The sequence below is a fragment of the Roseovarius sp. D22-M7 genome (genome assembly GCF_037083785.1).
Taxonomy (GTDB): Bacteria; Pseudomonadota; Alphaproteobacteria; order Rhodobacterales; family Rhodobacteraceae; genus Roseovarius.
In genome coordinates, this window is the sequence record NZ_JBAPKY010000024.1 from 30,811 (window position 1) to 53,297 (window position 22,487).

Below are 22,487 nucleotides of genomic sequence, written 5' to 3' on the forward strand. Positions count from 1 at the left end.
GCGGGTCAGGCGGTCTCGTGCTCCGGCCGGGGCGCCGGGGCCGCGCCCGATGCCGGGGCGGTCGCATCCTTACGCAGCGCCGCGTTCTTCGGATCATAGGGGCTGTCGCAGGTGACCACGGCGTCCCAGAGCCGGTCGAACATCTTCACCTGCAATCGCGTGCCCTCGACTGCCTGGTCGGGGGTGACGTAGCCCATACCGATGGACTGTCCGAACACGACCGAGTACCCGCCCGAGGTCAGGCGCCCCACGCGGGTGCCATCCGCGGCATAGAGCGCCTCGCGCCCCCACGGGTCGGCATCGTCGGGCCCGTCGATCAGCAGAGTGCAGCATTTCATGCGGATGCCGGTGTCGAGCATCGCCGCCTTGCCGCGGAAGTCCTTGTGCGTATCGACGAAGCGCGGCAGATCGGCCTCGATCGGGGTGCCGTCGCGGCCCAGCTCGTGCCCGAAGGCGCGGTAGGATTTCTCCTGCCGCAGCCAGTTCTGCGCGCGTGCGCCGACAAGCTTCATCCCGTGCGGCGCGCCGGCCTTCTCCAGCAGGTCGAAGAGGTAGTTCTGCATCTCGATCGGGTGATGCAACTCCCATCCCAACTCTCCGGTATAGGCGACGCGGATGGCGTTGACGGGGCACATTCCCAGTTCGATCCGCCGTGCCGACAGCCACGGGAAGCGCTTGTTCGACAGGGCCGTCGCCGGATCGGCGTCGCGGATCACCGCGTTCAGAACATCGCGCGATTTCGGCCCGGCGATGGCGAAGACGCCCCATTGCGTGGTCACGTCCCGGATCTCGATATAGCCCAGTTCGGGTGCCTTGTCGGCGGCGGCCTTGCGCAGGTAATCGCCGTCATACTCGGTCCAGCCACCGGAGGAGATAAGGTAATACTCGTGCTCGGCCACGCGCTGGATGGTGTATTCGGTGCGGGTGGTGCCGTGATCGGTCAGCGCGTAGGTAAGATTGATGCGGCCCACCCGAGGCAGCGTGTTGCAGGTGAACCAGTCGAGAAACGCGGTCGCCCCCGGCCCCTTGACCATGTGCTTGGTGAACGCGGTGGCGTCGATCAGGCCGACGCTTTCGCGGATCGCTTTGGCCTCGGCGACGGCGTAGGGCCACCAGCCGCCGCGGCGGAAGCTGCGCGCGTCGTGATCGAAGCTCGCCGACGCCTCGAGGGGCCCGAAGTAATTGGGCCGCTCCCAGCCATTCACCCAGCCGAACTGCGCGCCGCGCGCCTTCTGCCGGTCATAGGCCGGCGAGGTCCGCAAGGGCCGCGCCGCGGGGCGTTCTTCGTCGGGGTGGTGCAGGACGTAGACGTGGTCATATGCCTCTTCGTTCTTGCGCGCCGCGAACTCGGTAGTCATCCAGTTCGACGAGAACCGCTTGGGGTCAAGCGACGCCATGTCGATCTCGGCCTCGCCATTCACCATCGTCTGCGCGAGGTAATACCCGGTGCCGCCCGCGGCGGTGATGCCGAACGAGAACCCCTCGGCCAGCCACATGTTGCGAAGCCCCGGCGCGGGGCCGACGAGCGGGTTGCCGTCGGGCGTGTAGCAGATCGGGCCGTTATAGTCGTCCTTCAGCCCTGACTCCTCGCAGGACGGGATGCGGTGGATCATCGCCATGTACTGATCCTCGATCCGTTCCAGATCGAGCGGGAAAAGATCGGCGCGGAAGCTGTCGGGCACGCCGTATTCGAAACAGGCCGGCGCGGTCTTCTCGTAGACGCCCAGGATCCAGCCGCCGCGTTCCTCGCGCACGTAGCTTTGCGCATCGGCGTCGCGGATCACCGGATGCTCGGGCCCGCCCTTGGCGCGGAAATCCACCAGCGCGGGATCCTTGTCCATCACGATGAACTGATGCTCGACCGGCACGGCGGGGATCTTGATCCCCAGCTTGGCGGCCGTGGTCTGCGCATGGTTGCCCGACGCCGTGACCACGTGTTCGGCGGTGATCACGATCTGCTCGTCGGAGGGCACGAGATTGCCGCCCTTTTCGACCATCTTCGTGCAGGTGACCTCCCACGCGTCTCCCGTCCAGTGGAAGGCGTCGGCCTGCCACTTGCGCTCTATCATCACGCCGCGCTGGCGTGCGCCCTTGGCCATCGCCTGCGTGACATCGGCGGGGTTAATGTAGCCGTCGGTCTCGTGGTAGATTGCGCCCTGCAAATCCTCTGTGTTGATGAGCGGCCAGCGGGCCTTGATCTCGTCGGGGGTCATCCAGGTGTAGTCCACGCCGCAGGTCTCGGCGGTCGAGGCGTAAAGCATGTATTCGTCCATGCGCGCCCGCGTCTGCGCGAGACGCAGGTTGCCCACCACCGCGAAGCCGGCATTGAGGCCGGTCTCGGCCTCCAGCGTCTTGTAGAAATCGACCGAGTACTTGTGGATATGGGTGGTGGCGAAGGACATGTTGAACAGCGGCAGCAGCCCGGCCGCGTGCCATGTCGAGCCGGAGGTCAGCTCGTCGCGTTCCAGCAGCATCACGTCCTGCCAGCCGGCGCGGGCGAGGTGATAGGCGATGGAGGTGCCGACCGCACCGCCGCCGATGACGAGGGCTTTGACTTCGGTTTTCATGGCGTGCGACTCCCTTGGAATGCTCTTGGGGCATTTCTAGCAAACCTGTGAAATCCGTCGCAGCCCATCCGACACAACGCTGTCCGAAAGCGACGCGCGCCCCCCCGATCCGTCGGTCCGATGTCACAGACCGGTGGATTTCCGCACCCGACCTTGATAGCACCCGGGCCGACACAGCCGCGACGGGAACCCACGCCATGAGTGCCACGGCCCAGAAAACCGCCCCCATGCCTGGGGATATCCGGGCGATGAAGGGCGGCACACCGATCGTCAGCCTGACCGCCTACACCACCCCGATGGCGCGGATGATGGATGCGCATTGCGATTTCGCGCTGGTCGGCGACAGCGTGGGGATGGTGCTGCACGGTCTGCCCTCGACGCTGGGCGTGACGATGGAGATGATGGTGATGCACGGGCGCGCCGTGTCCCGCGGGCTTAGCCGGGCGATGATGGTCGTGGACATGCCCTTCGGCAGCTACGAGGAAAGCACGGCGCACGCCTTTCGCAACGCCGCCCACCTGATGGCCGAAACGGGCGCGGCGGCGGTCAAGCTGGAAGGCGGGCGGCACATGGCAGACACCATCGCGTTTCTCGTGGCGCGCGGTGTGCCGGTGATGGCGCATGTCGGGCTGACGCCGCAATCACTCAATACGCTTGGCGGTTACAAGGTGCAGGGCCGCGGGGATGCGGCCGAGGCGCTGGTCGCGGATGCGCGCGCCGTGGACGAGGCCGGGGCGTTCGCGGTCGTTCTGGAAAAGATCACGGCCCCGCTGGCCGACCGGATCACCGCCGAGATCGCCGCGCCCACCATCGGCATCGGCGCCTCGCCGGGCTGTGACGGGCAGATCCTCGTGGTCGACGACATGCTGGGAATGTTCACCGACTTCAGGCCGAAATTCGTCAAGCGCTACGCGCAGCTCGGGCAGACGGGCGAGGCGGCGATCGCCGCCTATGCCGAGGACGTGCGCGCGCGCCGCTTTCCCGCGTCCGAGCATCTTTTCGCCGAGAAGGCGCCCGGGGCATGACCGCCCCGATCCTGCGCAATCTGGGCGATCTGCGCGACCTCACCCGGCCCTTCATCCGCGCCGGCGAGACCATCGGCGTGGTGCCCACGATGGGGGCGCTGCATGACGGGCACCTGTCTCTGGTCGCCGCGGCCAAGGCGCGCTGCGACCGGGTGATCGTGACGATCTTTGTCAACCCAAAGCAGTTCAACAATCCCGACGACCTGAAGAACTATCCCCGCACCGAGGTCGAGGATGCGCGCAAGCTCGCGCGCTTCGACGTCGATGCGCTGTGGGTGCCGGAGGCCGAGCGGATGTATCCGCCGCATTTCGCCACGACCGTGTCGGTTGCCGGACTGACGGACGTGATGGAGGGCGCGCACCGGCCCGGCCATTTCGACGGGGTGGCGACGGTGGTGACCAAGCTGTTCACACAGACGGCCGCCACGGACGCGTTCTTCGGCGAAAAGGATTACCAGCAGCTTCTGGTGGTGCGTCGCATGACCCGCGATCTCGACCTGCCTGTCACCGTGCATGGCTGCCCGACGATCCGCGACATCGACGGCCTCGCGCTGGCGTCGCGCAACCTTCTTCTGTCGGATCGCGCGCGCACCCGTGCCCCCGCCCTCTTCACCGAGATGGAGCGGATCGCCGAGGGGCTGCGCCAGGGTGGCGATCTCGAGACGCTCGCCACACGCGGCCGCGCCCGGCTCGAGACGGCCGGCTTCACCTGGGTCGATTACCTCGACCTGCGCGGGCAGGAGAACCTCGCGCGCCTCGACACCCCCGACCGTCCCGCGCGGCTGTTCGCGGCGGCGCGTCTGGCGGGGGTCCGGCTGATCGACAATATCGCGGTCAACGACCAGGTCGCGCTTTGACGGGACGGGACCGCAAATCCATCCTTGGAATGGCGCGGGCGAAGGCGTAGATGATTCCCATGGCCAAGAACAAGCATCACGGCGGATCCGGCCCCACGCAACGCCAGTTGCGCGTCGGCGAACTGATCCGGCGCACCCTGTCGGACGTGCTCATGCGCGGCGATATCCATGACCCGGACCTCGTGCGCATGTCGGTGACCGTGGGCGAGGTTCGCACCTCGCCCGATCTCAAGATCGCCACCGCCTTCGTCATGCCGTTGGGCGGGGACGGGCAGGAGGACCTGATCGAGATCCTCGCGCGCAACAAGTCCGAATTGCGCCGCGTCATCGGGCGCAAGGCGGGGCTGAAATTCACCCCCGACCTGCGGTTCCGCCTCGACGAGACCTTCGACCGGATCGAGGAAACCCGCCGCCTTTTCGAACAGGAAGAAGTCCGCCGGGATGTGGAAGACTAGCGTTGCGGCCCTGCTCTTCGGCGTGATCGCGGGGGCGGCGGCGGCCGAGTGCGAAGAAACGCGCATCGCGGGGCATGGATATACCGTCTGCACCGTCGATCCCGCCCGCGACGACCTGCGCCTCTTCCTGAATCATCCCGACACAGGCAAGCTGCTGGGCAGCTTTGAGAGTATCGACCGCATGCTCGAGCGCGACGGCGCGCGCCTGGCCTTCGCGATGAATGCGGGCATGTATCACGTCGACCGCCGACCGGTGGGTCTTTACGTCGAGGCCGGGCAGCAAGTCGCGCGATTGGTGACGCGCGCCGGGCCGGGCAATTTCGGCCTTCTGCCGAACGGGGTCTTCTGCGTGCGGGATGGCCGCGCGGAGGTTATCGAGACCCTGCGCTACGCCGACGACCCGCCCCCATGCCGCGATGCCACCCAGTCGGGCCCGATGCTGGTGATCGACGGCGCGCTGCATCCGCGGTTCCTGGAAGACAGCGACAGCCGCTACGTGCGCAACGGCGTCGGCACCTCGGCGGACGGGGATCGCGCGTGGTTCGTGATCTCGGACGCGCCGGTCAATTTTCACCGCTTCGGGCGCGTCTTCCGCGATCATCTCGGCGCCGCGCAGGCGCTCTACTTTGACGGCAACGTCTCGCGGTTGCACGCGCCGGCCTTGGGTCGCAGCGATCAGGGCTTTCCGCTGGGCCCCATTGTGGGGGTTGTGGTTGACGCCGATGCGGCGCTGGACTAGCCCTGCGGCCTGATCCGCAGCAACATGAAGGCCGCACATGGCACGCAGACGCAAGGGGCGCGACGTCTCGGGATGGCTGATCGTGGACAAGCCCGCGGGCATGACCTCGACCGCCGTGGTCAACAAGGTCAAATGGGCATTGCAGGCCCGCAAGGCCGGCCATGCCGGCACGCTGGATCCGGACGCGACCGGGCTGCTCGCCATCGCCCTCGGCGAGGCCACCAAGACGGTTCCCTATATCACTGACGCGCTCAAGGCCTATGTCTTCACCGTGCGGCTGGGGCAGGCCACCAATACCGACGATGCCGAGGGCGAGGTGACCGCGGCAAGCGACTCCCGCCCCACCGATGCCGAGATCAAGGACGCGCTCGGGGCGTTCGTCGGCGATATCATGCAGGTGCCGCCGCAATATTCCGCCGTCAAGATCGACGGCGAGCGGGCCTACAAGCTGGCGCGCGAGGGCGAGACATTCGAGGTCGCCGCAAGACCCCTCTGGGTCGAGGAACTGCTGCTGGTCGATCGCCCCGATCCCGACACGGCGGTGCTGGAGATGGTTTGCGGCAAGGGCGGCTACGTGCGCGCCATCGCCCGCGATCTCGGCGAGATGCTGGGCTGTCACGGGCATGTCACGGCGCTGCGGCGCACGTGGTCGGGCCCGTTCGAGGCCGAGGACGCGATCGGCATCGACACCATCGACGCGCTGGCCCATACCCCGGATCTCGACGCGCATCTGCGCCCGCTCGAGGACGGTCTCGTCGATCTGCCGATGGTCACCGTCCCGCCCGAGGGCGTGGCCCGGCTGCGCAACGGCAATCCCGGCATGGTGATCGCCACCGACGTCGAATATGGCGACGAATGCTGGGCGGCGATGGGCGGGCGCGCGGTCGCCGTGGGCCGCTACAAGGCCGGCACGCTGCATCCCAGCCGGGTGTTCAACCTGTCCGTTTCATGACAGGGGCGGGCCGTATCGACGCCTTCATCGACAGGCTCGCGTCGACCGCGGCGCCACCGGGATGCGTTAACCCCTACACGGTTCATCTGCCCGGCGTGGATATCGGCCCCGAGGCGCCCCAGATCCGTCGCCGGCAGCTCGCGGCCTACCTCGCCCGCCGCGAGGATAGTGCCCGGCTGATGCTGGTGGCCGAGGCGCCGGGATACCAGGGCGCGCGGTTTTCCGGCATCGCGATGACCTGCGAACGCACACTGCTGGGGCACAAGCCCGGCGTGCCGGCAGAGGTCGTGTTCGGACCCGCCATGGAGGGCATGCGCACCAGCCACCCGGACACGGGGCGCAACAAGCCGGAAAAAGCCCAAGGCTTTTCCGAGCCGACCGCGTCGATCGTCTGGCGCGAGCTCGTGGCTCTTGGCCTGACGGATTGTGTGGTGTTGTGGAACGTGTTCCCGTTCCACCCGCATCGGCCCGGCGCCCCCCTCACCAACCGGACGCCGTTACCCGGCGACGTCGCGGCCCATCTCGATATCCTCGCGGATCTGCAATCTCGGTTCCCTGCAGCCCGCGTGATCTGCATCGGCAATACCGCCCGTGATCACCTGCGCCCGCTCGCCCCCGATCTGCCCACCCTTCGGCACCCCGCCAATGGCGGCGCGTCGAAGTTCCGGGCGGGGCTGCGCGGCCTGGTGTCCGCGATCAACTGATCAGCCGCTTCAACCAGCCCTTCTTTTCCGCTTCGGGTTCGGGGTCGTCTTCCGATGGGCCGTCGATCACCTCCTGCAGGCGGGTGAAGAACTGGTCGGCCATACGCTTGGCAAAGCCGTCGACGATGCGGCTGCCAAGCTGCGCCAGCTTGCCGCCGACGCGCGCCTCGACATCGTAGCTCAGCGTCGTGCCGGTCCCGGACTCTTCCAGCCGCACATCGGCCGAGCCCTTGGCATAGCCCGCAGCCCCGCCCTTGCCCTCGCCGCTCAGCGTCAGGCTTTCGGGCTCGATCATCTCGGTCAGCGTCACAGTGCCGTTGAACGTGGCCTTCACCGGGCCGACCTTCTGCGTGACGGTGGCCTCGAAGCCGTCCTCTGGCGTGCCGGTCACCTCCTGCGCGCCGGGCACGCATTCCTTCAGCACCTCGGGGCTGAGCAGCGCCGCCCAGACGGTCGCGCGGTCGGCCTTGATCTCGCGGGTGTCGCTCATCTTCATCGGTCTGGTTCCTCTCCCTGTCCCTGAGGGCGAGACTACCCCAGACGCGGCACCCCGCCAAGAGAGCCACAAGTCGGAGATCCGCGCGTCCTTGGCATGCCGCCCGTCGCGCGTCATAAAGACTTGGAATGGCGAAAGGGGCAGGGCGATGCCGACATTCTACAAGCTGCATTACGCGCCAGACAACGCCTCGCTGGTCATCCGGCTGGCGCTGGAGGATCTGGGCGTGCCGTTCGAGGCCGTGCTGGTGGATCGCCGCGCCCGGGCGCAGAAATCGCCCGCCTATCTCGCGCTCAACCCCAATGGGCTGATCCCGGTGCTCGAGACCCGGGACGGCGCGATCTTCGAGACCGGCGCGATCCTTCTTTGGCTGGCGGACCGCCATGGCGGGGCGCCCGCCGCCGATGACCCCGCGCGCGGCGATTTCCTGAAATGGTTGTTCGTCCTGTCCAATACCCTGCACCCGACGCTGCGGATGACCTTCTATCCCGACCAGTATGTCGGCGACGACGGCCACGCACAGGATCGCCTGCGCGCGGCGATGCAGGCGCGGTTCGCCGAGGGGCTCGACATGATCGAGACCCGTGCGGCGCCTTGTTTCGGTGCCGATCACGCCACGCTGCTCGACCCCTACCTCGCCTGCCTGATGCGTTGGCGCGCGCTTTACCCGCAAGGGAGGGTCGGCGATTTCCGGGCGGATCGCTGGCCGCGGCTTTTCGCGATGCTCGGGCGACTCGAAGCGAGCCGCGCCGCGCACGCCGCGATCTCCGCCGAGGGGCTGGGGCCGCGCCCCTTTACCGGACCGCGCCCCGCCGATCCGCCCGAGGGTGCCGCGCTCTGATCCTCTAACGTGGCGGTGAGCCGCGTCTGACGCATCGCTTTCGGACAAGCGCCGTTTTCAGCTACACGGCACAAGATCCGCGAGCAGGGAGCGCGCGCACAGGTTTGTTTCCGTCTTCGACATGTTCAAGGTTGGCATCGTTCCGTGCTTTTCGCACACGATGGGGCCGATGGTCGCCACCGCGCGATGCGTCGACAGGCTGCGCGGCGCCGGGGTGACAGGAACGCCGCGATGCCCGGGGCTGCGCCCCCGACGAGCTCTTTGCGGCGAGTGGTGAGTGCTTTGGTCATGTCGTGTTTCCCGGTAGCGGGCGCTGGCCGACCGTCCGCCTGCGCTGCCTTGGGAGGAGTGTCTTCAGTTGACGGTGATCGGGCCATGCATGCCGGCTTCCATGTGGCCGGAAATGAGGCAGGCGAACTGGAAGATGCCGGCATTGGAGAATGTCCAGACGAGCTCGCCTTCCGCTCCGGGATCGAGGCGCAGGGCGTTGGGATCGTCGTGTTTCATCTGGCCCATCCCGGCCATTTCCGTCTTGTGGGCGAGGTTGCTCTGCTCGGCGCCCAGGACGATCTCGTGCTCGAGCTCGCCCGCGTTTCTCACCGAGATCCGGAGTGTCTCGCCCTCCTGGACAGAGAACTCGGACGGCTCGTGGCCCATGCCCTCGTCAGTCTCGACCATGCGGATCTCGATGGTACGGTCGCCGTCGGTCGCGCTGCCGCTCTGACCGACGGGGGTCTCGCCGTGGGCATGGTCACCCGAGCCGGCCGCGCTGGAGGCGAGGATCAGGGCGGATGCAGGGACGCGGATATTCATCGTGGTCTCCTGAAAAGCTGCGCCGTCCAAGGCATGCGAAAAATGGGGTCGCTGAAGAGCGCCGGCGTGTCGATCCAGTTGCCGGCATGACGCCCGCCGCGAAACTGGTGCGGCTCGCGGAACCGATCGCAGTACCCTCAGATGAAGGATGGTCGGCTTGCCTCGTGGTATCAGCATGAGGCGACATCGGCGACACACCCTCGCAGCATTTGTGCCCGGCCGGAACGTGATCCGCCTGAGCCTTTGCCATCACGGATCCGGAAAACAGGACTGCGATTAAAAGAGCTCTGAGGAAGGAGGACCAGCAGTTTCATGTATCCCCATGCATCCGCCCGGCTCCTGCAGTGGCAAGGCGCTGTCGATTACGTTTGCACCCTTGCGTCGAAACGCCAGTCGGCTTCGGGTCCCGCGCCCGTATGATGACCACGTCTGATCTCAGCTGGTCCCGACCCGCGAGAGGGAATGGGACTGTCGTCAGAAAAGGTTCAGATCTGCGTTGTGGCGAAGGAGAGCCGCCAACAGCAGTGACGACAGATTTTCTTGCGTGCGCTTGCAGAATGCTACAGGCGCGCGAATTGCGGGTCTGCCTCGCAACGGCAGGGCCTGAGGTCGCGCATGCTCGGGATACGGGGCGCGTCGGGCTGCTTCCCGGCGCGTTTGCTTTTCCGGTCAAGCGGCGTAGGCTGCTCAAGCGTCACCAAACCGGAGAGCCCCGAGATGACAGCCACCGATAACCTGCTGACGCGCATCCGCGACCTGCAGGACGAGCTGGAACAAGAGTTCGAGGCGCGCCGCCAGGCGTTCCGATACCGCTTCGAGAATGGCAAGGTCGTGTTCGAGGCCGACATGCGGCGACGCCATCGAGAGATGCGCGTCAGGTTTCTGACCTTCCTGCGCCGGACACGGCCGATGACGGTGATCACCGCGCCGGTGATCTACAGTCTCATTCTGCCATTCGCCCTGCTGGATCTGTTTGCCACGATCTACCAGGCGGTATGCTTTCCGGCTTACGGGATCGAAAAGGTGCGCCGCGCCGATTTCATCCGGGTGGACCGGCACCATCTTGCCTACCTCAACTGGCTGCAAAAGCTGAACTGTGTCTATTGTGGTTATTGCAACGGTCTGATCGGCTACATTCAGGAGATGGCGGGACGGACAGAGGCCTTCTGGTGCCCGATCAAACACGCGGCGCGCGTCGGCGCGCATCATGCCTATTATGCCCAATTCGTCGATTATGGCGATGCCGAAGGCTTTGAAGACGGGCTGGAGGAGTCGCGGATGCGGATCACCCAACCCGGCCTTTCAGGCATCAAGGCCGGGGAGTGAGGTTGCCGCTGGATGGCTGACAAGACGTTCCCGGTCAGCCTTTGACACCCCCCTGTCGCTCGGACGAGGGCCGGATGCGCAGCTCTGCGGGCGAAGTGGTCTTTGACGCGAGCAATCGCGAGATCAATGATTGGCGTCTCTATCAATTTACGACATCGGCCAGCTCGCAGTCGCTTTTGCGGCATGACACCAACGATTACTCGGTCCCGGTCGCCTATGGCCGTCAGGATGTCTGGGTTCGCGGCTCCGTCGATCAGGTTGGGATTTGCTGTTGCGGCGAGGTGATCGCCCGCCAGCGGAACCGGTAAAACCCATGTGGCCTTGGGCCCGGACTTGCGGCCTGCCAGAAGGGAATGTCCGTCAGCTTCACTACCGCCGCCGCGCTGCTCTTCGAGACGATCTTCCTGAGTCATCCTCGGGCCGCATCAGCGCGTCGATGTGATGACCGCGCTGAAGGCCATGACGCTCTGGCCGGCCTGGCAGCATTTCGAGGAAGACCGCAAAGGCAGCATCGAAGTGGGCAAATTCGCCGACTTCGTCCTACTGTCGAACCACCCGATCGTGGTCGACCCCGAAACCCTTGCCGACCTGCAGGTCATGGCCGCGATCAAGGAAGACACCATCGTCTTCGAAGCCGAGAGAGACGTGAAGAAGGCACGGCTGGAACGCACGCCGTTTAACTGCAATCCCGATGCGGCGCATTGGGGGCTTCATGCCTTGGCGGATGGCATGAGCGGTCATTATCGCGACGGCATGAGTGGTCATTGTTACCAGTGAGATGCGCTTCTATTTTTCAAGAACTTCCACTCGCACGCCCGTTTTATGACTGGCGTACGGGCTTGAACGTGTTTAGCTCAGGAGACAATCCGATGCCGAGTTTTTGGGCACCGACGCTGAAAACCGGGAAGCGGCTGATGTGTGTTGGACACAGGATAATCAATTCACTACGTGGGAAGATGAAATGGCCAGCCGCTCAGGCCACCCTTCCGAACGTTGGTGGTGACCGAAACGAACGGAGGCTCTCCGCACTTCTTGTGGAACGCTGCGCTGTAAAATACCAAGTGTGCGACCGTCCAACCCAGGTTGCCTCCAGACTTATGCCGCACCTGGTTTGAACAGTCGTGACGGTCATTCAAACAACCAACTCGGCCAGACTATCCAACACGTCTAACCCCTTTCGCAACATCACAGCAGGAGCGTTACCACCAGCGGCGCGAGAAACGCGGTCAGGATCGCGTTGAGCCCCATTCCGATGCCGGAAAACGCCCCGGCTGTGGAATTGACCCGAAAGGCATGCGCCGTGCCAATCCCATGCGCGGCGAGCCCGACCGCGAAGCCCCGCGCACGCCAGTCCTCGATGCGCAGGGCGTTCAGCAGCGGAGTGGCGACAATCGCGCCGGTGATGCCGGTCAGGATCACCAGCACGGCGGTCAGCGTCGGCTCGCCGCCGATCGCCTCGGAGACGCCGAGCGCGACAGGTGCCGTGGCCGACTTGGGCGCGAGCGACAGCAGTGCCTCGCCGCGCAGCCCGAACGCATACGCGATCCCGAGCGCCGAGAGGATCGCGGTCAGCGACCCCGCGACCAGCGCCACGGCCATCGGCGCGAGCACCCGCTTCACCCGGCCGAGATTGGCGTACAGAGGTACCGCCATCGCCACGGTCGCCGGGCCGAGCATGAAATGCACGAATTGCGCGCCCTCGAAATAGGTCTCGTATCGGGTGTCGCTGACGGCCAGCACGGTGGCAATGATCAGAATCGCGATCAGCACCGGATTGGCAAGCGGATGCCGGCCCAGCCTGTCAGAGACCCAGTCCGCGATGACATAGGCCATCAGCGTCACGGTCAGCCAGAGCAAGGGCTCCTGCGCGAGATAGGACCACAGCCGGAACGGGTCAGTCATCGCGGTGCGCCCCGGTCAGTCTCGCGGTCGCAACGAATGCACCCACGGCTACGAGGATCGCCAGCACCGTCGATCCCACGAGCGCCGCGGCCAACCCGAGACCCGCCTCGGCGAAGGTTGTCAGATGCGCGGTGACGCCGACGCCCGCCGGCACGAACAGCAATGACAGATGCGCCAGCAACCCGTCGGCGGTGTCGCGCATGCGTTCTGCCAATCCCGGCACGACGAGGAGCGTGACGAACAGCGCCGCCAGCCCGATCACCGGGCCGGGCACCGCGAGTGCCGCGCCGCGTGCGACCGTCTCGCCAAGCAGCTGAAACACCAGCAGGATCGTGATGTTGCGGATCATGTCATGTCGCCTTCGGGTGGTGGCACATCAGGGAACCGCGACCCGCGCTTGGCGTTTCCGTCGACGCAACGCAGCATGTCGAAAACTTTCAAACCTTTTCCTCTCGACCTTCAGTTAACACACGGGCGCGTCGCAGTAAGGCAATCGGCATCATGTGCATCTCCGGGCAGGGATCAACCCGGGTCCTTGCCGTAGCCGTGATGCGCCGCGACACCCTTCCGGGATCGCGGCCAAGGCTTCGGCGGCCGGTGTCTCGGTGAAGCCGGCAGACGCGGATCATTCCCTCGGCTCTTCGGCCGGGGCGATCTGCACGGTCTGGCGGATCTCGCCGGTGGTGCGGTCGAAGATCAGGATGCGGTCGCGGGTCGTGACCACCGCGTACCAGTCGCTACCCATCGTGACGGCGCGCGCCGTCGCGTCGTCGGGCAGGGTGATCTCGGCCGGGAGGGTGAGGGATGGCGGGCCGGCGCGCTGCAATCGCGTGACAAGCAGCCCGACGATCACTAGAACGCCGACGATCATCGTGGCGGTCAGCACCGTGACCAGCCGTGCAAGGAACTTCAGGGTCGCCGGGCCGACCGGCGGGGGGCTGTCATCCATGGGTCACGACCCGCTTTCTTTCCGGATCGGGGACGATCCGCCTGCGCGCCTTGATAAGGCGCTTGCGCGCGATGTGCCAGAGGCCGCGGCGCTGTCGCGCACGCGGCTGGCGCGGCTGCTGGCCGAAGGTGCGGTGCGCGTCGGCGGCGCGGTGACATGCGACGCCAAGGCGCGCGTCGCCGCCGGCGACCTCGTCGAGATCGATATGCCCGCGCCGCTGGACAGCCATGTCGGCGCCGAGGAGATCGCGCTGGACGTGGTTTTCGAGGACGCCCATCTGATCGTCATCGACAAGTCCGCGGGCATGGTCGTGCATCCTGCGCCCGGCAGCCCGAGGGGTACGCTGGTGAACGCGCTGCTGCATCATTGCGGTGACACCCTTTCGGGGGTCGGCGGTACGCGCCGGCCTGGAATCGTGCACCGCATCGACAAGGACACGACCGGCCTGCTGGTGGTGGCCAAGACCGATGTCGCGCATCACGGCCTTGCCGCGCAGTTCGAGGCGCACAGCGTCGCGCGCAGCTATCTTGCCGTGGTGCATGGCGTGCCCGAGCCCGGCGATCCGCGCTTGCGCGGGGTGCGGGGGGCGGCGTTCGAGCCGGGTGGCGTGCTGTGCCTGACCACCGGGCTGGCGCGTCACCGAACCGACCGGCAGCGCCAGGCGGTCACGTTTGAAGGCGGCCGGCACGCGGTCACCCGGGCGCGGGTCATCGAGCGTTTCGGGCATCCACCGGCGGCGGCGCTGCTGGAATGCCGGTTGCAGACCGGGCGGACCCACCAGATCCGGGTGCACATGGCGCATGCCGGGCACGCCCTGATCGGCGATCCGGTCTATGGCGGGCGGCGCAAGCTGTCGCAAAAGGCGCTGACACCGGGGGCGATCGATGCGGCGCGCGGCTTTGGCCGGCAGGCGCTGCATGCCGCCAGCCTTGGCTTCACGCACCCCGTCACCGGGCAGGACGTGCGCCTTGAAGCGGCACTTCCGGACGATCTTGCCGGCTTGTTGGCCGCCCTGCGCGGCGAGACGCTGACAGGCATGCAAGATCGCGTGAATTTGTGACATAATCACCACATTGCGACGGAACGCGCTACCTCATGCGTTAAAGAATTGACCCTAGAACGTGGACACGCGCCGCGCGAGCCGGGTCCACGGCACACCGGATAGACGAGGAAAGGGACAGACACATGGCCAATTATGAAAACCTGCCCGTACCGACACCCGATGGCGGGCTGAACCGCTACATGCAGGAGATCCGCAAGTTCCCCCTGCTGGAGCCGGAAGAAGAGTACATGCTGGCAAAACGCTGGGCCGAGGAACAGGATACCGAGGCCGCGCACAAGATGGTCACCAGCCACCTGCGTCTCGCGGCGAAGATCGCCATGGGCTATCGCGGCTACGGCCTGCCGCAGGCCGAGGTCATCTCCGAGGCGAATGTGGGCCTGATGCAGGCGGTCAAGCGCTTCGACCCCGAGCGCGGCTTCCGCCTGTCGACCTACGCGATGTGGTGGATCCGCGCCAGCATCCAGGAATACATCCTGCGCTCGTGGAGCCTGGTGAAACTAGGCACGACCAGCGCGCAGAAGAAGCTGTTCTTCAACCTGCGCAAGGCCAAGGCGCGCATCGGCGCGCTGGAGGATGGCGACATGCGGCCCGACGCGGTCAAGCAGATCGCGCGTGATCTGGGCGTGACCGAGGACGAGGTCATCAGCATGAACCAGCGCATGGCCGGGTCGGACGCCTCGCTCAACGCCTCTGTCGGGTCCGAGGGCGAGGGGTCGATGCAATGGCAGGACTGGCTCGAGGACGAGCACGCCGATCAGGCCGGCGCCTACGAGGCGCAGGACGAATTGCAGCAGCGGCACGAATTGCTGATGCAGGCGATGGACGTGCTCAACGACCGCGAGAAGGACGTGCTGACGCAGCGTCGTCTCAGCGAAGAGACGATCACGCTGGAAGATCTCAGCACGCAATACGATGTCAGCCGCGAGCGCATCCGCCAGATCGAGGTGCGCGCCTTCGAGAAGCTGCAGAAGCGGATGCGCACATTGGCACAGGAAAAGGGCATGCAGGTGCCCGCCTGACGGGTGGCGCGGGGCCGGGCAGGGCGGCTGGCCCTGCCCGTTCAGCCCGCCTTGATCATCCGGTCGAGGCGCACCAGACGTTCCAGCAGCGCGGGCATGTCCCCCAGCGGCACCATGTTGGGTCCGTCAGAGGGCGCGTTGTCTGGATCGTCATGCGTCTCTATGAACAGGCCCGCACAGCCCACGGCCAGCGCCGCGCGCGCCATCGGCGGCACGAATTCGCGCTGCCCGCCCGACGACGCGCCCATGCCGCCCGGCAATTGTACCGAATGGGTGGCGTCGAAGATCACCGGATAGCCGGTGTCGGCCATGATCGGCAGCGACCGCATGTCCGAGACCAGCATGTTGTAGCCGAAACTCGCACCGCGTTCGCACAGCAGGATGTTCTCGTTGCCGGTCGAGGCGACCTTGGCGGCGACGTTGGCCATGTCCCACGGCGCGAGGAACTGCCCCTTCTTGATGTTGATCGCGCGCCCCGTGGCCCCCGCGGCCAGTAGAAGATCCGTCTGCCGGCTGAGGAATGCGGGGATCTGCAACACGTCGCAGACCTCGGCGGCGGGGGCGCATTGGTCGCTTTCGTGCACGTCGGTCAGCACCGGGCAGCCGAACTCGTCACGGATCGCGGCGAGGTTCGCAAGGCCCTGGGTCATCCCGAGGCCGCGCTTGCCGCCCAGGGACGAGCGGTTGGCCTTGTCATAGCTGGCCTTGAACACGAAGGGGATGCCGAGCCGGTCGCAGGTCTCGGCCAGCGTGCCGGCGATGCGGCGCGCGTGGTCGAGGCTTTCCATCTGGCAGGGTCCCGAGATCAGCGCGAAGGGCGCGTCGTTTGCCACCTTCAGCGGTCCTATGGCAACGGTTTTGGTCATGTCTTGCGTGTCCTTTCCGAGCAAGGCTGTGTCAGGCGACGCCCGCGCGCAGGCAGTCATGGATGTGCAGCAGCCCGCACAGCGCGCCCGCCTCGTCGACGACCAGCAGCGCGCCGATCTTGTTGCGGTTCATCACGCCGAGCGCCTCTGACACCAGCATGCCGGGGCGGGCGGTCAGCGGATCGCGGGTCGCCACCTGGCCCGCGGCGCGCTCCATCAGCCCGTCGAGATTGCGGCGCAGGTCGCCATCGGTGATCACCCCGTGCAGGTGTCCCGCCTCGATGACCGCGGCGATGCCGAAGCCCTTGCCGCTCATCTCGATCAGGGTCTCGCCCATCGAGGTGTCGGGCGCGACCACCGGCAGCGCGTCGCCGACATGCATGATATCGGCCACCCGCAGGAATTGCGCCCCGAGCTTGCCACCCGGGTGGAAGACGTGGAACGCATCGGCGGCAAAGCCGCGTTCTTCCATCAGCGCCACGGCCAGCGCGTCGCCCAAGGCCAGCGCGCAGGTGGTCGAGGTGGTGGGCGCCATGCCGATCGCGCACGCCTCGGGCGCGTCGGGCAGGATCAGCGCCACGTCCGCCTGCCGCGCCAGCGTACTGCCGGCCACGCGGGTGACGGCGATCATCGGGATGTCGAAGCGCCTTGCATACTGGATCAGGTCCGACAACTCGCGCGTCTCGCCGGAATTCGACAGCAGCAGGCAGACATCGCCGCCCGTCACCATGCCGAGGTCGCCGTGGCTCGCCTCGCCGGGGTGCAGGTAAAGCGCCGGCGACCCGGTCGAGGCCAGCGTCGCGGCGATCTTGCGCGCGATGTGGCCAGACTTGCCCATGCCCGAGACGACGACGCGCCCGGTCGATCCCTGCATCAGCCGCACCGCCCGCGCGAGCCCCTCGGGAGGGTCCTCGGCCATCAGCGCGATCGCGTCGGCCTCGGTGCGCAGGACGCGCGCCGCCAGCGCGCGGATTCTCTCATGCTCTGCCTTGCGCACTGCCGTCATGTCCTGGTGTCCTTCGATGCCGCGTCTTGCCTCGCTTAGCGCCGGATCCGGGCGCGGTCCAGCCCATGCGCGCGTCGGCAGGATACCCGGCACGTCACTTGATCAACGCGATGACCTCGCGCAGGGCCGGATGCGTCGCCGTGCCGAGCCATTCGAAGACCACCATTTCAGAGGTGACGATCTGCGCGCCGTGGCGGGCCATCCGGGTAAGCGCGACGTCGCGGTTGATCTGCGCGCGCGCGCCGACGGCATCGGCGACGACATGCACGCGGTGTCCGGCCTGCATCAGCCCCAGAACCGTCTGCGACACGCAGACATGCGCCTCGCATCCCATCACGACGAAATCCGTCGCCCCCGCCAGGGTCTCGACCACCCCGGCCGTGCGGCAGGCGTCGAAGCTCATCTTCGCCAGAACCGGCTCGCCCGGCTGCGGGGCGACCTCCGGCACGGTCCGTCCCAGCTTGTCGGGGTTCTGTTCGGTGAAGCTGCGCGAGACCTTCAGCTTGCGCGCGACGGCCAGAAGCTGCGCGGCGTTCGCCAGCACCTCGTCGCCGTCGCGGATCGCCGGCATCAGCCGCGCCTGGAAGTCGATCAGCAGAAGGTGGCAAGAGTCGGGTTTGAGAATGGGCATGCGCGCTCGCCTGTCAGTGCAACGGGGCCGTGCGGCCATGCAAGCTGCCAACCGCGTCGGCCCTGCCTATGCCAGAGGCGGGGCCGGCGATCAAGCTGGCCTGCCCGGTCAGGGGGCGGCGCGCAGGACCATTCCGAAGAGGTCGCGGGGATCGTCGGGATCGGCCAGAAGGTCGAGGTTCAGGTAGTAGTCGCTGCCGCCGATATGGTCGCGGATGTAGCGCAGCGCCGAGAAATCCTCGATCGCGAAGCCGACACTGTCGAACAGCGTGATTTGCCCTTGCGACGCGCGCCCCGGCGCCTCTCCGGCCAGCACCTGCCACATCTCGGTCACCGGATGGTCGGGGTCGAGCTGCTGGATCTCGCCCTCGATCCTTGTCTGTTCGGGGTATTCCACGAAGATCGTGGAGCGGTTCAGCACGCCGGGCGCCAGTTCCGTCTTGCCCGGACAGTCGCCGCCGATGGCGTTCATGTGCACTCCCGCACCGACCATGTTGTCGGTCAGGATCGTCGCGTACTGCTTGTCGGCGGTGCAGGTGGTGATGATCTGCGCGCCCTCGATGGCCTCTTCCGGGCTGGCACAGGTCACGATGTTCAGCCCCGTGCCGGCAAGATTGCGCGCGGCCTTCGCGGTCGCCGCGGCGTCGATATCGTAAAGCCGCACCGAGGTAATGCCGACCAGCGCCTTCATCGCAAGGCTCTGGAATTCGGACTGCGCGCCGGCGCCGATCATCGCCATCGTGTCGGCGCCCTTCGGTGCAAGGTATTTCGCCACCATGCCGGAGGTCGCAGCGGTGCGCAGCGCGGTCAGCACAGTCATTTCCGACAGCAGCACAGGGTAGCCGTTGCCGACATTGGCCAGCAGCCCGAAGGCGGTGACGGTCTGTAATCCGGCCTTCGTGTTGCTCGGATGGCCGTTGACGTATTTGAACCCGTAGACCTCGCCATCCGAGGTGGGCATCAATTCGATCACGCCCTCGTCGGAATGCGACGCGACGCGCGGGCTCTTGTCGAAGAGGTTCCAGCGCCGGAAATCGGCCTCGATATACTCGGCCAGACCGGCCAGCATCGGCTCTATCCCGATGTGATGCACCAGCTTCATCATGTTGTCGACAGAGACGAAGGGCACCAGTGCCTTGTCGGAGGGAGAAAGCGTCATTGGGAAATCCTCAGTTATGGGCCTGGGTGGGGCGATCGAAGACGCGGCGGCCAAGCGCCGAGGCCGCGAGATCGACCATCACCTGCGCGGTGCGCCCGCGCTCGTCGAGAAACGGGTTCAGTTCCACGAGGTCGAGCGAGGTCAGAAGACCGCTGTCGCTGACCATCTCCATCACCAGATGCGCCTCGCGCATGGTGGCGCCGCCGGGCACGGTGGTGCCGACCGCGGGCGCTAAACCTGGATCGAGGAAATCCACGTCGAGCGAGACATGCAGCATCCCGCCGGCGTTCTCGACATCCGACAGGAACGCGGCGAGCGGCCGGGCGATCCCGCGCTCGTCGATCTCGCGCATGTCATGCGTGCGGATCGCCGTGCCGTCGAGCGCCGCACGTTCCGCCGCATCGACCGAGCGGAGGCCGAGCATGCAGATATTCTCCTGCGGCACCGGGTAGGCGACGGGCGGAAAGCCGTGAAAACCCGGGCGCCCGGTCACGTAGCCGATGGGCGTGCCATGCAGGTTGCCCGATTCGGTGCTTTGCGGCGTGTGGATGTCGCTATGCGCGTCGAGCCACAGGATATATTGCGGACGCCCGAGGGCGTTCGCGTGCGCCGCGACCCCGGCCATGGACCCCAGCGACAGGCTGTGATCGCCACCGAGGAAGATCGGCAGGCCGTCCTGCATCGCGTCGCGCGCGGCAGTGGCCAGCGTCGCCGTCCAGCCGGCGGTCAGCGCGGGCGCGTGGACATGCGGCGGCATCCCGGGGTCGGGCACGGTTTCGGCGGGCGCGAGATTGCCGATGTCGCTGACGCCGTGGTCCAGATCGCCAAGCGCCTGGGCCAGCCCGGCGGTACGGTAGGCATCCGGCCCCATCAGACAGCCGCGCCGATCCTTCCCGCTATCGACCGGCGCGCCGATCAGAACGATTTTCTTGGTGGTCATCACATATTCCCTTTTACGGTCGCGATTAGAATGATGCCGAAACGGGTTGATTAGAAGCCAATTTTTTGCACAGTTTGGTGCGTTATCCTCCGAAACGAAAGCTCAGTTCTGCGAAATGGATACGATCGATCACGCCCTCATCTCGATGCTGCGGCACGATGCGCGCGCCTCGCTCTCGGATCTGGCGGCCGGGCTTGGCGTGTCGCGCACCACCGTGCGGGCGCGGATCGATCGGCTGCGCGCGCGCGGCGAGATTGTCGGCTTTACCGTGGTGCTGCGCGGGGATGCGGCCCGCGATCCGGTGCGCGGCCTGATGATGCTGGGGATCGAGGGGCGCGGGACCGAGCGCATCCTGCGCCGGCTTGGCGGCCTGAGCGCGGTGCGCGCGATGCACACCACCAATGGCCGCTGGGACGTGATCGTCGAGATCGGCACCGACACGCTGGAGGCCCTCGACCGGGTACTGGCGCAGATCCGGCGCTTCGACGGGATCGCCAGTTCGGAAACCAGCCTTCTGCTCAATACCTGGAAATCGGGGGGATGAGCGTGCAAGAGCGCTCCTTGGCTTGGCTCCCGGCCGCTGTACTCAGCGGGCGCGCAGGGCCAAAAACCAGATCCCCGCAAGCCCGAGCGCCAGAACCATGTTCCAGCTCGCCATCGACAGGCCCAGCAACTGCCAGGGCACCTCGTCACAGCGCACCAGCGGCGCGGCCATGATCCGATCGAAAAGCTCGTCGGCGCTGAGACCGGACGTGCCCGAGGAGGTGCAGGTCCCAGGGCCCTTCCACCAGCCGCGCTCGACGCCGGTATGGTAGCCGCCGATCGCCGCCGTGGCGAGCGCCGCCATCATGCCGGCAAGGGCCACCGCTCGGGGCAGGGCAAAAAGTGCCACCGCCCCGCAGGCGACCCCGACCACATGCGGCCAGCGTTGCCACACGCACAGCGAACAGGGCGCCATGCCGCCGATATGCTGAAAGCCGAAGGCCGCGAGCAAGAGCGCGGCCGATCCGCCCGCGGCGAGGCCTGCAAGCTGGCGTCTGGACAGCCCCATCACAGGAACCTCGTCACGTAGAAGCCGCCAAAGAGAAGCAGCACGAACAGGATCGTCATCAGTCCCAGCCGACGCTCGATGAAATCGCGGATCGGCGGGCCGAATTTCCACAGCAGACCGGCGACCAGGAAAAACCGGAGGCCGCGGGCCAGGATCGAGGTGGCGACGAAGGTGCCGATCGGCATCGCTGTCCAGCCCGACATGATGGTGATCACCTTGTAGGGAAACGGCGTGACCCCCGCCGTCAGCACCGCCCAGAAGCCGAGATCGTTGAACCGCGTGCTGAAGGCCTCCATCGCCGCATCCTTGCCGAGCGCGGTAAGGATCGGCACGCCGATCTCCTGGTAGGCGAAGGCGCCGATGACATAGCCGAGAAGCCCGCCCAGCACCGAGGACACAAGCGCCACCGAGGCGATCAGCCAGGCCCGCGACGGGCGCGCCAGGATCATCGGGATCATCAACACATCCGGTGGGATCGGAAAGACCGAGCTTTCGATGAAACTGACCGCCGCCAGCACCCAGAGCGCCTGGCGATGCTTGGCCATGCGCAGTGTCCAGTCGTAAAGGGATCTGATCATGTGCTGCTGCCCCGGTTTCAGATCCCGCGACACAGCACGCGTGCGCCGCGCGGTCAAGCCTCGGCTCCACACATGGCAAATTTCGCCGCACCCTCTGGACGCCGCGCCGCGGCTTGGCTATGCCATTTGCGGTGGCCAAAGTGGCGGAATGGTAGACGCAGGGGATTCAGAATCACGGTGTCTGCCCGGAAAAGCGAATCGTTTTCAAGGCGTTGCGCTGACCGATCGGTCCCTGGGTCCGGAATAGGCCATCCGCGTCGGATTGAGCCCGGCGGCGCGGCGGGTTAGACAGGGCTCCGGTCCCCGAGGCTACCACCGGGGAGCGACCAGTGCGGGTGTGGCGGAATGGTAGACGCGAGGGTCTCAAACACCCTTTCCGCAAGGAGTGTCGGTTCGAGTCCGACCACCCGCACCAATCCCACCTAGTCCGCGATCTTCGCCTTGTGCGCGGCATTGTTGATTGTCGCTGAGATCTGACCCGGCAACCACCAAAATTGTCACTGAGAACTGACCCATGTGCAACCTTTCCCCGGCTTGAACCAGCTGGGG

Annotated in this window: 25 protein-coding genes, 1 tRNA gene and 3 pseudogenes; 16 read left to right on the forward strand and 13 right to left on the reverse strand. The window is 66.5% G+C overall.

The window, feature by feature from the left end; translation table 11 throughout:
• Positions 1-5 precede the first annotated feature (5 nt).
• A complete protein-coding gene (locus V8324_RS12155; RefSeq protein ID WP_336420197.1) occupies positions 6-2,567 on the reverse strand; it encodes a GcvT family protein in 2,562 nt (853 codons plus the stop codon).
• 197 nt (positions 2,568-2,764) lie between these two features.
• Between V8324_RS12155 and panB the strand changes: the two genes are divergently transcribed.
• From panB to V8324_RS12185, 6 genes are read left to right on the forward strand one after another with little or no spacing between them, the layout of a single operon-like run.
• On the forward strand, positions 2,765-3,592 hold the full coding sequence (gene panB / locus V8324_RS12160; RefSeq protein WP_336420198.1) for a 3-methyl-2-oxobutanoate hydroxymethyltransferase: 828 nt from the start codon (positions 2,765-2,767) through the stop codon (positions 3,590-3,592).
• On the forward strand, positions 3,589-4,449 hold the full coding sequence (gene panC / locus V8324_RS12165) for a pantoate--beta-alanine ligase (RefSeq protein WP_336420199.1): 861 nt from the start codon (positions 3,589-3,591) through the stop codon (positions 4,447-4,449). The genes panB and panC overlap by 4 nt, the downstream gene beginning before the upstream one ends.
• A 59-nt stretch (positions 4,450-4,508) precedes the next feature.
• Complete coding sequence (gene rbfA, locus V8324_RS12170; protein ID WP_336420200.1) at positions 4,509-4,904, forward strand: 30S ribosome-binding factor RbfA; 396 nt, start codon at positions 4,509-4,511, stop codon at positions 4,902-4,904.
• Positions 4,891-5,643 carry a phosphodiester glycosidase family protein gene (locus V8324_RS12175; RefSeq protein ID WP_336420201.1) on the forward strand — a complete coding sequence of 251 codons (753 nt, stop codon included), beginning with the start codon at positions 4,891-4,893 and terminating at the stop codon, positions 5,641-5,643. Before rbfA ends, V8324_RS12175 begins: the two co-directional genes overlap by 14 nt.
• A gap of 37 nt (positions 5,644-5,680) precedes the next feature.
• A complete protein-coding gene (truB, locus tag V8324_RS12180; RefSeq protein WP_336420202.1) occupies positions 5,681-6,595 on the forward strand; it encodes a tRNA pseudouridine(55) synthase TruB in 915 nt (304 codons plus the stop codon).
• Entirely contained in the window at positions 6,592-7,299 is a 708-nt protein-coding gene (locus V8324_RS12185) for a uracil-DNA glycosylase (RefSeq protein ID WP_336420203.1), read from the forward strand. Before truB ends, V8324_RS12185 begins: the two co-directional genes overlap by 4 nt.
• On the opposite strand, the gene V8324_RS12190 is transcribed toward V8324_RS12185, so the two are convergent.
• Positions 7,292-7,795 (reverse strand): CoxG family protein, encoded by a 504-nt coding sequence (locus tag V8324_RS12190; RefSeq protein ID WP_336420204.1) that lies wholly within the window; start codon positions 7,793-7,795, stop codon positions 7,292-7,294. The two genes, V8324_RS12185 and V8324_RS12190, sit on opposite strands and share 8 nt — an antisense overlap.
• Before the next feature lie 148 nt (positions 7,796-7,943).
• Here V8324_RS12190 and V8324_RS12195 point away from each other — a divergent pair, with 148 nt between their 5' ends.
• Both V8324_RS12195 and V8324_RS12200 read left to right on the forward strand, forming a co-directional pair.
• Complete coding sequence (locus V8324_RS12195; protein ID WP_336420205.1) at positions 7,944-8,636, forward strand: glutathione S-transferase family protein; 693 nt, start codon at positions 7,944-7,946, stop codon at positions 8,634-8,636.
• A 121-nt stretch (positions 8,637-8,757) separates the two neighbouring features.
• Positions 8,758-8,847: pseudogene (locus V8324_RS12200) on the forward strand (serine dehydratase beta chain); the annotation flags it as partial.
• A 143-nt stretch (positions 8,848-8,990) separates the two neighbouring features.
• On the opposite strand, the gene V8324_RS12205 reads toward V8324_RS12200, so the two are convergent.
• Positions 8,991-9,449, reverse strand: a complete 459-nt coding sequence (locus V8324_RS12205) for a cupredoxin domain-containing protein (RefSeq protein WP_336420206.1) — start codon at positions 9,447-9,449, stop codon at positions 8,991-8,993.
• Between the two features lie 717 nt (positions 9,450-10,166).
• On the opposite strand from V8324_RS12205, the gene V8324_RS12210 reads away from it, so the two are divergent.
• From V8324_RS12210 to V8324_RS12225, 4 genes and pseudogenes are all read left to right on the forward strand, one after another.
• Entirely contained in the window at positions 10,167-10,775 is a 609-nt protein-coding gene (locus tag V8324_RS12210; protein ID WP_336420207.1) for a hypothetical protein, read from the forward strand.
• A 143-nt stretch (positions 10,776-10,918) separates the two neighbouring features.
• Positions 10,919-11,068, forward strand: a pseudogene (locus tag V8324_RS22405) (Mu transposase domain-containing protein); the annotation flags it as partial.
• Position 11,069: 1 nt separating this feature from the next.
• Positions 11,070-11,170, forward strand: a pseudogene (locus V8324_RS12220) (ATP-binding protein); the annotation flags it as partial.
• A gap of 16 nt (positions 11,171-11,186) precedes the next feature.
• A complete protein-coding gene (locus V8324_RS12225; protein WP_336420222.1) occupies positions 11,187-11,552 on the forward strand; it encodes an amidohydrolase family protein in 366 nt (121 codons plus the stop codon).
• Positions 11,553-11,960: 408 nt separating this feature from the next.
• Here V8324_RS12225 and V8324_RS12230 read toward each other — a convergent pair whose 3' ends face one another.
• The 3 genes from V8324_RS12230 to V8324_RS12240 all read right to left on the reverse strand — a co-directional run bounded on the left by V8324_RS12230 (position 11,961) and on the right by V8324_RS12240 (position 13,626).
• Positions 11,961-12,677 (reverse strand): LrgB family protein, encoded by a 717-nt coding sequence (locus tag V8324_RS12230; protein WP_336420208.1) that lies wholly within the window; start codon positions 12,675-12,677, stop codon positions 11,961-11,963.
• Positions 12,670-13,026: a CidA/LrgA family protein gene (locus V8324_RS12235; protein ID WP_336420209.1), complete on the reverse strand. Its 357-nt coding sequence runs from the start codon at positions 13,024-13,026 to the stop codon at positions 12,670-12,672. Before V8324_RS12235 ends, V8324_RS12230 begins: the two co-directional genes overlap by 8 nt.
• 276 nt (positions 13,027-13,302) lie before the next feature.
• A complete protein-coding gene (locus tag V8324_RS12240) occupies positions 13,303-13,626 on the reverse strand; it encodes a DUF6476 family protein (protein WP_336420210.1) in 324 nt (107 codons plus the stop codon).
• Here V8324_RS12240 and V8324_RS12245 point away from each other — a divergent pair.
• On the forward strand, positions 13,625-14,686 hold the full coding sequence (locus V8324_RS12245; protein ID WP_336420211.1) for an RluA family pseudouridine synthase: 1,062 nt from the start codon (positions 13,625-13,627) through the stop codon (positions 14,684-14,686). The genes V8324_RS12240 and V8324_RS12245 overlap by 2 nt on opposite strands.
• Positions 14,687-14,811: 125 nt before the next feature.
• Entirely contained in the window at positions 14,812-15,708 is an 897-nt protein-coding gene (gene rpoH, locus V8324_RS12250; RefSeq protein WP_336420212.1) for an RNA polymerase sigma factor RpoH, read from the forward strand.
• A gap of 41 nt (positions 15,709-15,749) precedes the next feature.
• Here the strand turns inward: rpoH and kdsA are convergent, their stop codons facing one another.
• The 5 genes from kdsA to rocF all read right to left on the reverse strand — a co-directional run bounded on the left by kdsA (position 15,750) and on the right by rocF (position 20,309).
• Positions 15,750-16,574: a 3-deoxy-8-phosphooctulonate synthase gene (gene kdsA / locus V8324_RS12255; protein WP_336420213.1), complete on the reverse strand. Its 825-nt coding sequence runs from the start codon at positions 16,572-16,574 to the stop codon at positions 15,750-15,752.
• Between the two features lie 31 nt (positions 16,575-16,605).
• The gene (locus tag V8324_RS12260) at positions 16,606-17,580 is read right to left on the reverse strand and encodes a KpsF/GutQ family sugar-phosphate isomerase (RefSeq protein WP_336420214.1); all 975 of its coding nucleotides are present in this window, start codon (positions 17,578-17,580) and stop codon (positions 16,606-16,608) included.
• A 94-nt stretch (positions 17,581-17,674) separates the two neighbouring features.
• Positions 17,675-18,211, reverse strand: a complete 537-nt coding sequence (locus V8324_RS12265; RefSeq protein WP_336420215.1) for an isochorismatase family protein — start codon at positions 18,209-18,211, stop codon at positions 17,675-17,677.
• 108 nt (positions 18,212-18,319) lie between these two features.
• A complete protein-coding gene (locus V8324_RS12270; RefSeq protein WP_336420216.1) occupies positions 18,320-19,369 on the reverse strand; it encodes an ornithine cyclodeaminase in 1,050 nt (349 codons plus the stop codon).
• Between the two features lie 10 nt (positions 19,370-19,379).
• Entirely contained in the window at positions 19,380-20,309 is a 930-nt protein-coding gene (rocF, locus tag V8324_RS12275; RefSeq protein WP_336420217.1) for an arginase, read from the reverse strand.
• Positions 20,310-20,424: 115 nt separating this feature from the next.
• Between rocF and V8324_RS12280 the strand changes: the two genes are divergently transcribed.
• A complete protein-coding gene (locus tag V8324_RS12280; protein WP_336420218.1) occupies positions 20,425-20,853 on the forward strand; it encodes an Lrp/AsnC family transcriptional regulator in 429 nt (142 codons plus the stop codon).
• A gap of 42 nt (positions 20,854-20,895) precedes the next feature.
• On the opposite strand, the gene V8324_RS12285 is transcribed toward V8324_RS12280, so the two are convergent.
• Both V8324_RS12285 and V8324_RS12290 read right to left on the reverse strand, forming a co-directional pair.
• Entirely contained in the window at positions 20,896-21,360 is a 465-nt protein-coding gene (locus tag V8324_RS12285) for a disulfide bond formation protein B (RefSeq protein ID WP_336420219.1), read from the reverse strand.
• Complete coding sequence (locus V8324_RS12290) at positions 21,360-21,938, reverse strand: YqaA family protein (protein ID WP_336420220.1); 579 nt, start codon at positions 21,936-21,938, stop codon at positions 21,360-21,362. The genes V8324_RS12285 and V8324_RS12290 overlap by 1 nt, the downstream gene beginning before the upstream one ends.
• A gap of 331 nt (positions 21,939-22,269) precedes the next feature.
• Between V8324_RS12290 and V8324_RS12295 the strand changes: the two genes are divergently transcribed.
• A tRNA-Leu gene (locus V8324_RS12295) sits at positions 22,270-22,353 on the forward strand.
• Positions 22,354-22,487: the final 134 nt, after the last annotated feature.